Origin of the sequence: Sporanaerobacter sp. PP17-6a, from assembly GCF_900095615.1 — a bacterium.
Lineage (GTDB): Bacteria > Bacillota > Clostridia > Tissierellales > Acidilutibacteraceae > Acidilutibacter > Acidilutibacter cellobiosedens.
This window is the reverse complement of the sequence record NZ_FMIF01000010.1, coordinates 40,962-55,609: the sequence shown is the minus strand read 5'-3', so window position 1 is coordinate 55,609 and position 14,648 is coordinate 40,962. Positions and strand designations below refer to the sequence as shown.

General features: G+C 39.9%; 10 protein-coding genes and 1 pseudogene. 9 read left to right on the top strand and 2 right to left on the bottom strand.

Going from position 1 to position 14,648, the window contains the following annotated elements:
* The first annotated feature begins 120 nt into the window (after positions 1-120).
* The 4 genes and pseudogenes from PP176A_RS05325 (at position 121) to PP176A_RS05310 (ending at position 5,400) form a co-directional block, all read left to right on the top strand.
* Positions 121-810 (top strand): response regulator transcription factor, encoded by a 690-nt coding sequence (locus PP176A_RS05325; RefSeq protein ID WP_200796042.1) that lies wholly within the window; start codon positions 121-123, stop codon positions 808-810.
* Positions 807-1,988: a sensor histidine kinase gene (locus PP176A_RS05320; protein WP_071139424.1), complete on the top strand. Its 1,182-nt coding sequence runs from the start codon at positions 807-809 to the stop codon at positions 1,986-1,988. Before PP176A_RS05325 ends, PP176A_RS05320 begins: the two co-directional genes overlap by 4 nt.
* A 70-nt stretch (positions 1,989-2,058) precedes the next feature.
* Positions 2,059-2,743 (top strand): annotated as a pseudogene (locus PP176A_RS05315) (ABC transporter ATP-binding protein).
* A complete protein-coding gene (locus PP176A_RS05310; RefSeq protein ID WP_071139423.1) occupies positions 2,740-5,400 on the top strand; it encodes an ABC transporter permease in 2,661 nt (886 codons plus the stop codon). Before PP176A_RS05315 ends, PP176A_RS05310 begins: the two are co-directional and overlap by 4 nt.
* 107 nt (positions 5,401-5,507) lie before the next feature.
* Here PP176A_RS05310 and PP176A_RS05305 read toward each other — a convergent pair whose 3' ends face one another.
* Positions 5,508-6,110, bottom strand: a complete 603-nt coding sequence (locus PP176A_RS05305; RefSeq protein WP_071139422.1) for a DJ-1/PfpI family protein — start codon at positions 6,108-6,110, stop codon at positions 5,508-5,510.
* A 56-nt stretch (positions 6,111-6,166) separates the two neighbouring features.
* The gene (locus PP176A_RS05300) at positions 6,167-7,003 is read right to left on the bottom strand and encodes a phosphorylase family protein (protein ID WP_200796040.1); all 837 of its coding nucleotides are present in this window, start codon (positions 7,001-7,003) and stop codon (positions 6,167-6,169) included.
* Between the two features lie 483 nt (positions 7,004-7,486).
* Here PP176A_RS05300 and PP176A_RS16730 point away from each other — a divergent pair, with 483 nt between their 5' ends.
* Genes PP176A_RS16730 through PP176A_RS05275 form a run of 5 tightly spaced genes read left to right on the top strand, consistent with a single transcriptional unit; the run spans position 7,487 to position 14,646 of the window.
* Complete coding sequence (locus tag PP176A_RS16730; protein WP_071139421.1) at positions 7,487-7,576, top strand: potassium-transporting ATPase subunit F; 90 nt, start codon at positions 7,487-7,489, stop codon at positions 7,574-7,576.
* A complete protein-coding gene (gene kdpA, locus PP176A_RS05290) occupies positions 7,573-9,258 on the top strand; it encodes a potassium-transporting ATPase subunit KdpA (RefSeq protein ID WP_071139420.1) in 1,686 nt (561 codons plus the stop codon). The genes PP176A_RS16730 and kdpA overlap by 4 nt, the downstream gene beginning before the upstream one ends.
* A 15-nt stretch (positions 9,259-9,273) precedes the next feature.
* Positions 9,274-11,334: a potassium-transporting ATPase subunit KdpB gene (kdpB, locus tag PP176A_RS05285; RefSeq protein WP_071139419.1), complete on the top strand. Its 2,061-nt coding sequence runs from the start codon at positions 9,274-9,276 to the stop codon at positions 11,332-11,334.
* Positions 11,335-11,345: 11 nt separating this feature from the next.
* On the top strand, positions 11,346-11,906 hold the full coding sequence (gene kdpC / locus PP176A_RS05280) for a K(+)-transporting ATPase subunit C (RefSeq protein WP_071139418.1): 561 nt from the start codon (positions 11,346-11,348) through the stop codon (positions 11,904-11,906).
* 46 nt (positions 11,907-11,952) lie between these two features.
* On the top strand, positions 11,953-14,646 hold the full coding sequence (locus PP176A_RS05275) for a sensor histidine kinase (protein ID WP_071139417.1): 2,694 nt from the start codon (positions 11,953-11,955) through the stop codon (positions 14,644-14,646).
* The last annotated feature ends 2 nt before the right edge of the window (positions 14,647-14,648 follow it).

Genomic DNA, 14,648 nt, shown 5'->3' with positions numbered 1-14,648 from the left:
TATGATAAAATAAAAGTATTATGGGAAAAAGAATATCGTTGCAGATTTAATCAGGGAGTATAACATTCAGTCAACAGAAGATATTCAAGTGTCTGAAAACTGAACTTCCAATAGAAATTTATGGTGACTGGGGGTGTTATAAGATTGAAAAAAATATTAATTATAGAAGATGATGAAACCATTCAGTTTGCATTACAAACGGCACTGTATAAAAACGGATTCAAACCTGTATGCGCTTTGAACCTTGATGAAGGTAAGAAGAAATTATCGGATTCCATTTCATTAGTTCTGTTAGATTGGAATTTACCAGACGGAACCGGCAGTGAATTTTGTCACTATGCAAAAGCACAGAGAGATGTGCCGATTATTTTTCTGACTGTTCGTGACGAAGAGAAAGACGTTGTACAAGGTCTTGATATGGGTGCAGACGATTACATTGTCAAGCCTTTTCAGCTTTCCATACTTCTGTCTCGAATCAAGGCGGTCTTGCGAAGAACAAAAGTCATCGATCAATCTGTGCTGAGCTGTGGGGACATTACGCTGTATAAGGACAAAACCGCAGTTTTCTGCAACGGAAAGGAAATCGGACTCACTGCCGGCGAATACCGTCTTCTCACCGTCTTGCTGGAAAATAAAAACCAAACTCTGACCCGCTCACAGCTATTAAATAAATTGTGGGATACAGAAGGAAACTTTGTTAATGACAATACTCTTACTGTCACCATGAAACGCCTGCGTGAAAAATTGAATAATCCTACTTGTATTAAAACAATAAGAGGCATTGGGTATAGAATGGAGGATTCGTTATGAAACGGAGCCAATTTTTAAATAAGACAGTGGCAATTATCGTTGCTTTTATAATCATGGGAATTGCGATGGGGTTGATATCCTCACAGATTGTTGCAAGGCAGAAATATAAAAATATGGCTCAGATACTTGGTTTTGCTGTAAGAATTGATCCCCAGATGGAAATCATGATGATTCGGGCACTTAAAGAAGCGGATTTTTTGGATTTTAGTGACGGTGATGCAATTCTTAAGGAATATAATTATTCATTGAATGTATTTCGAAACCAAAATACTTTCAGAATGACGGTATATGGTATCTTGCTGGCAACCGTCCCAGCCATATTGGTGATAGTGATAGGCTACCTCTCCTTAAAGAAAAAAAAAGAACGTATTGAAGGATTGACCGATTATCTGAAAGCCGTCAATCTCGGACAGGAAGCATTACTATTACGTCAGGAAGATGACTTTTCCCTCCTGGAAGATGAGTTGTATAAGACGGTGACCGAACTGCGTCAAACAAAGGAAAATGCTGTGCGGGAACGTCGATCTCTTGCCGATAATCTAACCGATATTTCCCATCAGCTGAAAACGCCTATTACATCTATGTCATTAATGACTCAACTTTTGTCGGAAAATCCTACAGATGAAGACAGAATTTATATTGAAAAGCTTAATCACCAGCTTAATCGCCTGGAAACATTGGTTTCTTCACTATTGACTTTATCTAAGTTGGATGCAGGTACATTGGAATTCAAACAGGAACCTGTGAATATTTTTGCCGTACTGGCTCTTGCTGCTGAGCCGGTAGAGGATATGATTTTGAAAAAAGGCCAGCAGCTTATTATTCCTCATGAATCTGATGTAAATTTTATGGGGGATATGAGCTGGACTGCAGAAGCCCTTTTGAATCTTATCAAGAATTGCAGTGAATATACGCCGGATGGGGGAAATATTTCTATTAATTATTCACAGAATCCACTCTATATGGAAATCATTATAGAGGACAGTGGCAAAGGTTTTGACAAAAATGATTTACCCCATTTGTTTGAGCGTTTCTATAAAGGGAAAAATTCTTCAAAGGACGGAATAGGTATTGGATTGGCGCTTTCTAAATCCATCATTGAAAGACAAAAAGGAACTCTCCGAGCAGAAAATTCTCCAAAAGGCGGCGGGAGGTTTATTATAAAGTTTTATGTTTGATGTTTTTTGTCTTCTGTCACCGGAATGTCATTTAGGGCTGATACCATGATGGCATAAAGGAGGTAGTTTTATGGAATTGTTGAGATGTGAAAATATAACAAAAAAATATGGATCCGGCATACTCATGGTAACGGCCCTTGACCATGTAAACCTTTCAGTACAAAAAGGCGAATTCGTAGCAATTGTCGGTCCGTCCGGCTCCGGAAAATCTACATTGCTGCACCTGTTAGGAGGTGTAGACCGTCCTACGGAAGGGAATATCTTTATTGAGGATATTGATATTTCTACGTTAAATGAAGAGCAGCTTGCTGTTTTTCGCCGCCGAAAGGTGGGGCTGATCTATCAGTTTTATAATCTTATTCCTACGTTAAATGTACGAAAAAATATTTTACTTCCCATACTTTTGGACAGCAGAAAACCGGATGAAAAACGGTTTACGGAAATCGTGGACACCCTTGGTTTATCTGATAGATTAAATCATTTTCCCGTGGCAGCTTTCCGGCGGTCAACAGCAGCGCGTGGCTATAGGGCGGGCTCTTATATACCGCCCTGCTATTTTATTGGCGGATGAACCTACCGGAAATCTTGATCGGAAGAACTCCGAGGAAACTTTGGAGCTACTTAAGCTTTCCAATAAGTATTTCCAACAAACCGTACTGCTCATTACTCATGATGAAAAACTTGCCCTGGAGGCTAACCGTATCATTACCGTTGAAGACGGAAGAATTATTTCTGATGAGGCGGTGAGGAAATGAATATTCTGAAAGAATATACTCTTGACTATATAAAGCGAAACAAGAAAAGCAGTATTGCTATCATGATTGCGATTTTGATTGCAACTATCCTTCTTTCCGCCTTGAGCGGTGCCTTATACACTTTTTATACCGATGAAGTTCGTCTGATTATTTTGGAAAAGGGTAATTGGCATGCCGAGTTGTTTGACAATACTCCCAGTGACAAATTGAAATATGTTACTGCTCACCCTAATGTGGAAAAAGTGATGATAAAGGGCCCGTGGAAAATCGCCGAAATTGATGACTCAAGGCGTCCTTATATTGCAATGCGGGGTTTGAGCCAAAGTTACTGGGAGGATATGCCGGAGAATACGGCTATTCTGGAAGGAAAAATCCCTAACTCGGAAAATGAGATTGCTCTTTCAAAACAATATTTTGAAAATCACCCTGACTTGAAAGTAGGAGACAGTCTCACACTCGATTTAGGCAGCCGAAGGTTGAACGGTAAGGAAATGGATTTTAATGCTCCTTTTAAAGATGAAGAACTTTTTCTTCCTACCGTTAAACGTACTTATACCGTTGTTGCAAAGCTGGATATTACCACAAATTCCATGACACCTTATTATATGGCTTATGGATACTTGAATGAGGCAAATATATTGCCGGATGATCAGCTTACCGTTTATATGCGTTTTAAGAATCCGAGAAGTACTTATAAAGATATCAATAATATTGCTAAGTCGGTAGGCCTTAAGTCTGATGAATACGGTAAATACACGGTGAGAACAAATGATAGCCTATTGGCCAAATATCTTATTTTCCCACCGGAGGAGAGGGGAAATTTTAAACTTTGGATGTTATCCCAACCTGTTACGATTTCGGTTATTGCTTTGCTAGTAGCGGGAGTATTTGTGTTCATTATTAATAATGCTTTTGCAATGTCCGCAAATGTACGTCTTAGGCAGCTTGGAATGTTGAAGAGTATAGGTGCTTCACCTAAGCAGATACAGCACTCGGTTATATTTGAAGGATTTATTTTATCGGTTATACCCATTCCGGTAGGATTATTTATCGGTTGGGCCCTGGATTATGGTTTATTTTCCTATATCAATTCTGTAAAAAACCTGCGGGACTATAACATTGTTTTTACCTTTGGACTTCCGGCTGCATTGCCATCTGTTGCATTGGCTCTTCTCACTGTTTGGCTGTCTGCACTGATTCCGGCACGAAAAATCAGCCGACTTATGCCTATTGATGCTATTCGACAAGGTGAGAATATAAAGATAAAAAAGGTGAAGAAACATAATATTGCTTCAAAAATTTTTGGAATCGAAGGAGAACTTGCTCAAAATGCTTTGTATATCCGAAAAAAATCGTACCGCACAGCATCTATTTCTCTTACCTTATCATTCTTGTTATTCAGTGGATTCCTGAATTTTATGGCTGTAAACGACGCAAAGAATAAAATATTTTATTTTGATAAATTAAAAGAACAACAGCTGGACATTTCACTTTATATAGAAGACGGTAATATGACGGAATCTGAATTTGAAAATCAGATACGTTCTGTTCACGGATTAAAAAGGGCTTTATTTGCCAGTAATGTTCCTGCCGGTTTATGGTTGTCAACGGATATGGAGTCAGATGAGCTTAGAGGGATAGGAGGGCTTAAACGGATTGCCGACAGCGGGAAATTTTCTGTGTATGAAGAAAATGGGAAGTTCCGCATTCAAACTAATCTGATCGCCTTGGATGATCAAAGTTTTGCCGAATACTGTAAACAAATCGGTGCGGATTCATCTATGTTTTATGATACCAAAAGGCCTCTTACCATCGTTGTCAATGAAGTACAGGACGATATGCACAGTGACCTTCGTAATGAAGTCCGTATTCCGTTTTTAAAAATTAACGTCGGCGATAAGTTGAATGAAGAGGAAAAAACATATCTGGAGGATACCAGCGACTTTTCTTTCCAGACTGAAATAGGATTTTTGACGGATAAAATGCCGGCTGTTGGTGACCGATACGGTGGGTATCAGCTTATACAGGTTATGCCCAGAAGTACGTATCTGAAAATTATCGAAAATTTTCAGGAAGTACGTGCTTTGCGTGGAAAGAGAATTTTTGCTCCAATAGTTGTTCAATCGGAAAATTTGATTCAACCGGTAACGGATGAAATAATAGAAATTTGTGATAAGTGGTATGGTTCGGGAGATTATTCTATATGGAACATTCTTGAAACACGTGAAACAGATACAAACTCCAGAAATCTGCTGAAAACTGTAATGTTGTGCGTAGCGGTTTTTCTTGCATTAATCGGTATTTCCAATGTGTTCGCTACCGTATCGGGTAATCTAAGACAACGCAAAAAAGAATTTGCCATGCTGAGGTCAGTGGGAATTTCGTCTAAAGGAATAAAACGGATGTTACTGCTGGAAGGGATACTTTTCGGGATTATACCAATTGTGCTGAGTATCCCATTAAACGTAATTGTGATTTGTGTGTTTCTTAAAATCAATATGATATATCTGAAGGAATTTCTGCCTTTTTTACCGGCTTTACCGATTTTGATTTTCGGTGGGGTAATTTTGCTATCGGTTATACTTGCCTATGCAATGGGAGGAAGGATGCTTCGAAAGGGAGACATCGTAGATATTTTAAAAGATGAAACTGTATAATTGAAAATAAGATTATGAATAATAAGTGCAGGGAAACCGAAGCATTCCATGCACTTTATTTTTTAGATTAGTATAATTCTATATAGTAAGCTGATTATTCCGCATATTTAATCGATAAATTCCTCCGTGATATGAAAAGTTAATTCCTCTTCAGTATATTCTTTTGTTATTCCTTCGAATATGTTATCATTACATTTAATTCCCACTTTTTTAGCTGTTTCAATAGCAAATTCCTTGAATGCGAATCCAATTGCCGTAACAAGATTACCGTCTGTGCAGAGAGGTTTACGCTGTAAATTGTTTCTTGGAATAAAGGCATATTCGTCTATAACTTCTTCAAATAACCCACAACAGAACTTTTTGTCATCTAAGATACCTGCTTTTGCAAGTAGTATAGGAGAACTGGAAATACTTGCTATAATTATGTTTCCATCATTTTTAAATTGTTTAAGAAACGCAATGTTTCTTTCATCATTTAACGCTTCTCTGAAATCCCAAATTCCAGGGAGAATAACACAATCAAATTTTTCTCTTTGAAATTCGTCAAATGTTTTATGCGGTAGAAATGTGAATCCATCTTCACTGTTAACAGGTTTTAATGATGAAGAAAATACTGTTGTTTCTTTATCATACCATTTGAATATTTCTGTCAGACAGCTGATTTCCTGCATACAGAATTGCGGATATATCATAACGGCTGCTTTTTTCATTTTTGACTTCCCTCCCATTATATAAATTCATTTTGTGCGTTCCTCTCTGTGGGTTTTTAGATCGAAAGAGATACCACATTTTTATTTCCGAAAATATCCAATATAATTTTCGGAAAGAGTTCACGGCGTACATATCTTCTATATTCCATTTCTTCTTGAGTTCGGCTGTTTATCAGAGATTTATTAATCACTGTGTTATCCGATACACTAAAGAGAGCCGTGATTGGAATATCTGCGAGGCGGGCAGCTCTAAAAGATGCGGCTGTTTCCATTTCTATGGTATTGCATCCCATATTCAATATTTCATCAAGATGTATAAATTGAGCAAACACTGTATCTATACTGAATGTTCTTCCTAAGTGCCACTTCACGTTTTTTTCTTTGCAAATGCGCTCGGTTACTTTTTTTGATTTGTTGAACAAATCTGTATTGGGATACGCTTTTTCTCCGAAGATATCACCATTGTTAAGTGAATCTGAAGATATATAACGGCTGGCTCCGTCACCACAAACAGAGTATTCGGGGATAACGATATCTCCTATGCCGATATTATCGTCCAAGGCTCCGACGGAACCAATGAAAACGATTTGTTGGCATGATGTAACTCCTAATGTTAAAATTGCCTCCATCAACACAGGAGCTCCGATTCCGGCTTTGATGTAAGTCATTTCGGCTGTATCGGAAGTGATATTCCAAACTTTTACACTTGGAAAATCCGATTCACTTAAATATTCTGCTGTTCCGATATCCGGAATATACGAAGGTTCCCACCAAGGTGCAATAATTACATTTTCATGTACCTTTTCCGGTGATATTCCTATCCCGTGCATACAAATATCTCGCTTTGTTGAACCCAATCTCTCCATGCCGGAAATTAAATCCTGATATATCAAAATTAATACACCTCCGTAATAAAAAATAATTTTAAATAGTATAACATACTTTGTACACTTTTCAGATATTTTTTTCCATTCGTCTGTATTTGCCGGTGTCACAAAAAATTTGGCATACCTATATGCTTTTTCTTCAGTATACCATATTCTTTCTTTTATTTGTGCGTGTGCTCTCAGAATGTTACGAATGGTTATGCCGGTTATTCGCAATATTCTGATTCATGAGAAAAACGTTTCGAAAAGTATCAGACATAAAACCTTGCCGTTTTCTTGACATCTTATTCTGTCAAATTGACACACCCTTGACTTCTTTTCTGATATCATTTTAAATGCAACAAAATATATTGCGGATTGCAGTTTGGACATAATAATTAAGTAGAAAAATGGTAAGCTATGGGGAGAAGTCATAGGCAAAATTTTTATTGTGTAGAATCGACTTATAGTAAATGGTACGGTTAGAAAAGTTAGGAGGTGGATGAGAGTATGAGGATTGTATTAATAATTGTGGGGTTAATCGGTCTTGCTTTACTGATCTATTTATTTTATGTATTATTTCGAGGTGAAAAATTATGAGTTATATTATATTGCAGGATATATTTTATATTGTACTATTGATTGTATTGTCCATTCCATTGGGCATATATATTTATAAAGCAATGACTGGGCAAAAGGTATTTTTAACACGGGTGCTTGCTCCAGTGGAAAAAGGAATCTATAAATTAATTGGGGTTCAAAACGATGAGGAGATGGGAGCAAGGGAATATGCCCTTTCGGTTCTTTTATTCAGTGCAATTGGCTTTGTATTCCTTTGTATTCTGCAAATGCTGCAGGGTTTTCTGCCCTTTAATCCGGAAGGAATGAAAGGCACAAGCTGGCATCTGGCTTTTAATACGGCCGCAAGTTTTGTTTCCAATACGAACTGGCAGGCATATTCGGGCGAATCTACTCTGTCTTACTTAACTCAGCTTTTGGGGCTTACAGTCCAAAATTTTGTGTCGGCGGCAACGGGGATTGCTGTTCTGTTTGCCTTGACCAAAGGATTTGTCCTGAAACAGAAAAAGACCATCGGAAGTTTCTGGGTTGATTTGACTAAGGCCACGTTATATATATTACTGCCCATTTCTTTTGTGGTTGCCCTTTTGCTTGTTTCACAAGGTGTAGTTCAGACCATTAGTCCATATAAAGATATTACCATGCTGGAAAGCGGAGTTGTTCAAACCTTGCCGTTAGGTCCCGCGGCAAGTCAAATTGCAATCAAACAAATCGGCACAAATGGTGGTGGTTTTTTTGGAGCGAATTCGGCTTTCCCCTTTGAAAATCCTACACCGTTTTCCAATCTGATAGAAGTATTATCCATCCTGCTGATTCCGGCAGCGCTTTGCGTCTCCTTTGGGAAGGCGGTAAAAGACAGCAGACAAGGCAGAGCGGTTTATACCGCTATGATAATGTTGTTTATAGTTGCTCTCATAGCCACAACAACCAGTGAACAGTTTGCAGCTCCGAATTTTAACGGGGTGGTAGCTTCTGGAAATATGGAAGGCAAGGAAGTCATTCACGGTGTTGGAACGTCATCCTTGTGGGCAACAGTTACCACAGCGGCATCCAACGGTGCGGTAAATTCCATGCACGACAGTTTTACTCCCTTAGGCGGAATGGTTGCCATGTTTCTGATGCAGCTTAGTGAAATAGTATTTGGAGGAGTTGGAAGCGGGTTATATGGGATGCTTGCTTTCGTATTGTTGACTGTGTTTATAGCGGGACTGATGGTAGGCAGGACGCCAGAATATATAGAAAAAAAGGTAGAATCTTATGACATGAAAATGGTATGTTTGATTATTCTTACTCCGCCGTTGTTAACATTGGTCGGTACAGCTATTGCTGTTGTTATGCCTAATATTGAGTCATGGTTAACAAATTCAGGTGCTCATGGATTTTCGGAAATTCTATATGCTTTTTCTTCAATGGCAAATAATAACGGCAGTGCGTTTGCGGGTTTTAATGCAAACACCGTATTTACCAATGTTATTGGTGGATTGATTATGCTACTGGCTCGTTTTATTCCGATGGTGGCTACCATTTTCCTTGCCGGCAATATGGCAAAAAAGAAAATGGTAGCTGTTAGTGAAGGAACATTGTCTACTAGTAATACCATGTTTGTTGGGCTCTTAATCGGAGTTATTTTTATCATAGGTGCACTGAGTTTTTTACCGGCGGTGGCTCTTGGCCCGATTGCAGACTACTTTACGATGCGATAAAAAGAGGTGATTGAAATGGAAAAGAAAAGTTTCAATAAAAAAAATATATTTATGGATTCGTTGAAACAGTCATTTGTAAAACTTTCCCCCCGTGTACAGGTGAAGAATCCTGTCATGCTGGTTGTATATATAGGCGCAATACTCACGACAGCCCTTTATTTTCTGTCTTTTGCCGGAATCAAAGATGAAAATAGTAGTTATATTTTGGCTATTTCTCTTATTTTGTTATTTACGGTGCTATTTGCCAACTTTGCAGAAGCAATTGCGGAAGGGCGAGGGCGTGCTCAAGCTGACACCTTGCGTAAGGCACGAAAGGATGTAAAGGCAAAAAAATTAAAGTCGGAGGATAATGTGGAGGAATATACGGAAGTTTTATCCGCAGATTTAAAGAAAGGCGATATTGTCTACGTAAAAACTGGAGAGCAAATTCCCATGGATGGGGAGGTAATTGATGGAGCCGCTTCGGTGGATGAAAGTGCAATTACCGGTGAGTCTGCTCCTGTAATACGAGAATCCGGAGGCGATAGAAGTGCAGTTACCGGAGGAACGACATTGGTATCTGACTGGCTGGTTATCAAAGTGACGGCAGAGGCTGGGGAAAGCTTTCTCGATAAAATGATTTCTATGGTGGAAGGCGCATCCAGAAAGAAGACGCCCAATGAAATTGCCCTGCAAATTCTGTTGGTGACTCTTACCATCATATTCCTTGTTGTAACAGCGACGCTATTGCCCTTCTCGGGATTTGCAAGCACTCAGGCAGGAACGGGTTCTTCTATTTCTATTACTAATGTTATTGCCCTTCTGGTTTGCCTTGCTCCTACCACTATCGGCGCACTTCTTTCATCTATAGGTATTGCAGGCATGAGCCGTTTGAATCAGGCTAATGTATTGGCAATGAGTGGGCGTGCTATCGAAGCTGCGGGGGATGTGGATGTACTCTTGCTGGATAAGACCGGTACCATTACTTTAGGAAACCGACAGGCAAGTGAGTTTTTGCCGGTCAGCGGTGTGACGGAACAAGAACTGGCGGATGCTGCACAGCTTTCATCCCTTGCCGATGAAACGGCTGAGGGAAGGAGCATAGTGGTTTTGGCAAAAGAGAAATTTGAAATACGGGGTAGAGAACTGTCAAAGCTTAACGCAACCTTTGTTCCATTCACGGCAAAAACGAGAATGAGCGGCATTGATTACCAGGGTATTCAAATACGTAAAGGAGCTGCTGATGCTATAAAAGCTGCAGTATCAGAGAAAGATGGCCAATACCCCGACGAATGTGAGCAAATTGTAAGGCGTGTTGCCGGAGTTGGCGGAACCCCCCTTGTAGTGGAAAAAAACAATCGGGTATTGGGTGTGGTCTATCTGAAGGATATCGTCAAAAATGGTGTAAAGGAGCGCTTTGAAGATCTGAGAAAGATGGGTATAAAGACTATCATGATCACAGGAGACAATCCTATGACAGCAGCAGCCATTGCTGCAGAAGCTGGTGTAGACGATTTTCTGGCAGAGGCAACGCCGGAAACTAAACTGACACTAATCCGGGACTATCAGACTAAAGGACATTTGGTTGCAATGACCGGTGACGGCACCAATGACGCTCCGGCACTGGCTCAGGCAGATGTAGCTGTAGCTATGAATACCGGAACCCAGGCAGCCAAGGAGGCAGGAAACATGGTGGATTTAGATTCCAGCCCTACCAAACTAATTGATATCGTACGGATTGGTAAGCAGCTACTGATGACGAGAGGTTCCCTTACCACTTTCAGCGTAGCAAATGATGTGGCTAAGTATTTTGCGATTATTCCGGTATTGTTCTTTGGAACTTATCCCCAGTTGACGGATTTAAACTTCATGGGACTTACAAGTTCCACCAGTGCTATTTTGTCTGCTATCATTTACAATGCGCTGATTATTATAGCACTAATTCCGCTGGCTCTGAGAGGTGTAAAATACCGTGAAGTGCCTGCAGGAGAGTTGTTGAAAAGGAACATGCTGATTTATGGTTTGGGAGGAATTGCAGCACCTTTCATTGCGATTAAGCTTATTGATATGCTGCTGACCGTATGCGGCATTGTATGAGGAGGATAAATATGAATAGAATTATAAAAGTGTTAAGACCTGCGTTTTTATGCTTTGTTGTTATGACAGTACTCTGCGGTATTATTTATCCCGGTATTGTAACCGGTATCGCTCAGGCAGCGTTTCCAAATAAAGCAAACGGAAGCATAATCACTGTGACATTAAAAGATGGAACAAAAAAGGATTTCGGTTCCTCATTGATTGCACAAAAATTTACGAAGCCTGAATACCTGATTGGAAGACCGGCTGGTACGACAAATTTATCGCCCGTTGGGAAAGAACAAGAAAAACTTATAAAGGAAAGGATTGATTGGTGGCATTCCATCAATCCGGATAACAAGGCAGATATCCCGATGGATCTGGTTACAGCCTCCGGCAGCGGTGTGGACCGTAATATTTCACCCGAAGCAGCGGAGTATCAGGTAACTCGTATCGCAAGGGAAAGAAATGTGAGTCAGGAAGATATAAGAGCGATTATAAAAAAGTATACTACAGGGCGTTTCCTCGGATTCTGGGGAGAGCCCGCTGTCAACGTTTTAAAAGTTAATTTGTCCTTGGATGGTTTATTATAATTAATTATAATGTTACAATGTAGACTATAAAGGTGGTGAAACTTAAATGGATAATTTTGACCATCGACCTGATCCGGATACTATTTTAGAAGATATTCAAACACATCGGGAAAGCAAGGTGGGGAGATTAAAAATATTTTTTGGATACGCTGCAGGTGTCGGCAAGACTTATGCTATGTTGGATGAAGCGCAAGAGCAGTATAAATGCGGTGTAGATGTCTTAGTAGGTTATATCGAACCCCATACTCGTCCTGAAACCATGCAGCTTTTGCATGGTCTGCCGGTATTACCGCCCAAAACGATTCTATACAGGAATATTGAGCTGAAAGAATTTGACTTGGACGAAGCGCTTAAGCGCAGGCCTCAGTTAATCCTTGTAGATGAGTTGGCTCATACAAATGCTGAAGGTGTACGCAACAAAAAACGGTTTCAGGATATTGAAGAATTGTTGAATGCGGGGATTGATGTTTATACCACTGTTAACGTTCAACATATGGAAAGATTGAACGACGTGATTGAGAAAATTACAAAAATAAAGGTTCAGGAGACAGTTCCAGATTATATCTTTGATCGAGCAGATAAAATCAAATTGATCGATATTGAACCGGATGAACTACTCCGACGCTTTGAAGAAGGAAAGATATATCGTCCTGAGCGTGCCGAGATGGCTATGCGCAATTTTTTTACACGGGAGAATCTAAGGCTGCTCCGAGAAATTGCTCTTCGAAAAGTGACAAATAGGGTTAGCAATGAAAATCAAAACGAGCGCTGCCTGCTAAAAAAAATGGCAAACACTAAGCTGCTCGTCTGTATTGGCTTTTCTCCTTCATCTGCAAAATGTATCCGATGGACGGCTCGTGCAGCGGAAGCTTTCCGTGCCCCTTGGGTTGCGTTATACATTGAAAGCATTGAAAGCGAACATCTTACCAAGGACCAGCAGAAAACAATCCGTGCAAACATGGATCTGGCAGAAAAACTTGGTGCGGAAGTCGTTACCCTTACCGGTTACGATGTTGCTATATCAGTCGTCGAATATGCAAAATTATCCGGCATAACGAATATAGTGGTGGGTAAAAGCAGAAATAAAAAAACACTCAAAAATATGTTTGAAATGGACTTTGAAGATAAACTGATATCCCTTTTACCCAATGTAGAAGTACACATCATACCTGGCAATAGGCCACAGCGCAGCTATAAAAAAAACCGCAAACCAGGTGAAAATCTAAAATTCAGTTTTTCTTGGAAAGATATCACCAAAACATTTGGTGTGCTTGTTGCTACCACACTGCTTTCCTTAAGCCTGCGTAGGTTTAAAATTGGGGATCAGAATATCATCATGACTTATATTCTCTCCGTTCTGGTTATTTCACGAATCACCAGAGGGTATGTATATGGCATTATTGCTTCCATAATTAGTGTATTGACTTTCAATTTCTTTTTTACGGAGCCTTATTTTACTTTCAATGCCATACAGGCTGGTTATCCTATTACGTTTATTATCATGTTATTGGTTGCTTTGATCACAAGTACGCTGACGGTACGCATCAAAACACAGGCAAGGCTTGCAGTGCAAAAGGAACGTCGAACCGAAGTTTTGTATGAAATCAATAAAAAGCTGCTTGCCACAAGGGGACTTGAGAATATCATAAATCTTACAAACGATTGTATTGTAAAGTTGTTTAACTGTTCCGTCATCTTTTTTACCACTGATCCTGAGCAAGGAGAGGATGGTAGTGTTATGCAGGCAGCGGGGGATGTCGGTGTTTCTGTCTTGAATTCCGCAGACGAAAAGGCGGTTGCTCATTGGGTATTTTTTAATCAAAAATGTGCCGGGGCAGGAACAGATACACTGATGGGCGCAGCAGCGTTTTATATGCCTATTATTTCTCAGGGGAAAGTGCTTGCTGTTTTAGGTATTTCCTGTGAAAAAGGTATATTAGACCATGATACCCGTCTGTTTTTACGCATGATCGGATCGCAGGTGGCAATGGCATTGGAACGCCAACACCTTTCAGATAAACAACGAAATATTATAGTAGAGGCTGAGAAGGAAAAAATGCGAAGCAACCTTTTAAGGTCCATTGCTCATGACTTGCGTACGCCTCTTGCCGGCATTTTGGGAGCTAGTTCGGCTATTCGTGAAAATGGAAAAAAACTTGATGAAAATACACGTGATGAGCTGAATGCCAACATTCAGGAAGAAGCTCAGTGGCTCATACGTATGGTAGAGAATCTTCTTTCCATAACCCGAATCAATGAAAGTGCGTCAAAGGTTACGAAAAGTCTGGAAGCGGCAGAAGAAGTTGTTGCAGAGGCAGTTGGTCGTATCAAAAAAAGATTTCCTCAACGTACCATTACGGTTAGCGTACCTGATGAACTGCTGGAGGTTCCCATGGATGGAACTTTGATCGTTCAGGTGCTGATTAATTTGCTTGAGAATGCCATCAAATATTCCCCTAACACTTCTCCTGTTGAAGTTTATCTAAAAAAAGACGGCGAATGGGCTCAGTTTGAAGTGCTGGACCATGGAAAGGGGATAGCGGAGGAGGATTTTCCTTATCTCTTTACGAATTATATTCCCAATGGAAATAAAAGTCCCGACTCTTCCAGGGGAATGGGGATCGGACTGTCTATATGCATGACTATTATAAAAGCCCATAACGGCAGAATGGAAGCTGAAAATAGAAAAGAAGGCGGTTCAGTATTTCGATTCAGCCTCCCGCTGAAAGGAAGTGAATAAAC

What these genes read in the sequence shown, in the direction of transcription:
- PP176A_RS05325 (WP_200796042.1), top strand. Translation starts at nt 121, where the DNA reads ATGGTGACTGGGGGTGTTATAAGATTGAAAAAAATATTAATTATAGAA.
- PP176A_RS05275 (WP_071139417.1), top strand. Translation starts at nt 11,953, where the DNA reads ATGGATAATTTTGACCATCGACCTGATCCGGATACTATTTTAGAAGAT.
- PP176A_RS05310 (WP_071139423.1), top strand. Translation starts at nt 2,740, where the DNA reads ATGAATATTCTGAAAGAATATACTCTTGACTATATAAAGCGAAACAAG.
- PP176A_RS05305 (WP_071139422.1), bottom strand. Translation starts at nt 6,110, where the DNA reads ATGAAAAAAGCAGCCGTTATGATATATCCGCAATTCTGTATGCAGGAA.
- kdpB (WP_071139419.1), top strand. Translation starts at nt 9,274, where the DNA reads ATGGAAAAGAAAAGTTTCAATAAAAAAAATATATTTATGGATTCGTTG.
- PP176A_RS16730 (WP_071139421.1), top strand. Translation starts at nt 7,487, where the DNA reads ATGAGGATTGTATTAATAATTGTGGGGTTAATCGGTCTTGCTTTACTG.
- kdpC (WP_071139418.1), top strand. Translation starts at nt 11,346, where the DNA reads ATGAATAGAATTATAAAAGTGTTAAGACCTGCGTTTTTATGCTTTGTT.
- kdpA (WP_071139420.1), top strand. Translation starts at nt 7,573, where the DNA reads ATGAGTTATATTATATTGCAGGATATATTTTATATTGTACTATTGATT.
- PP176A_RS05320 (WP_071139424.1), top strand. Translation starts at nt 807, where the DNA reads ATGAAACGGAGCCAATTTTTAAATAAGACAGTGGCAATTATCGTTGCT.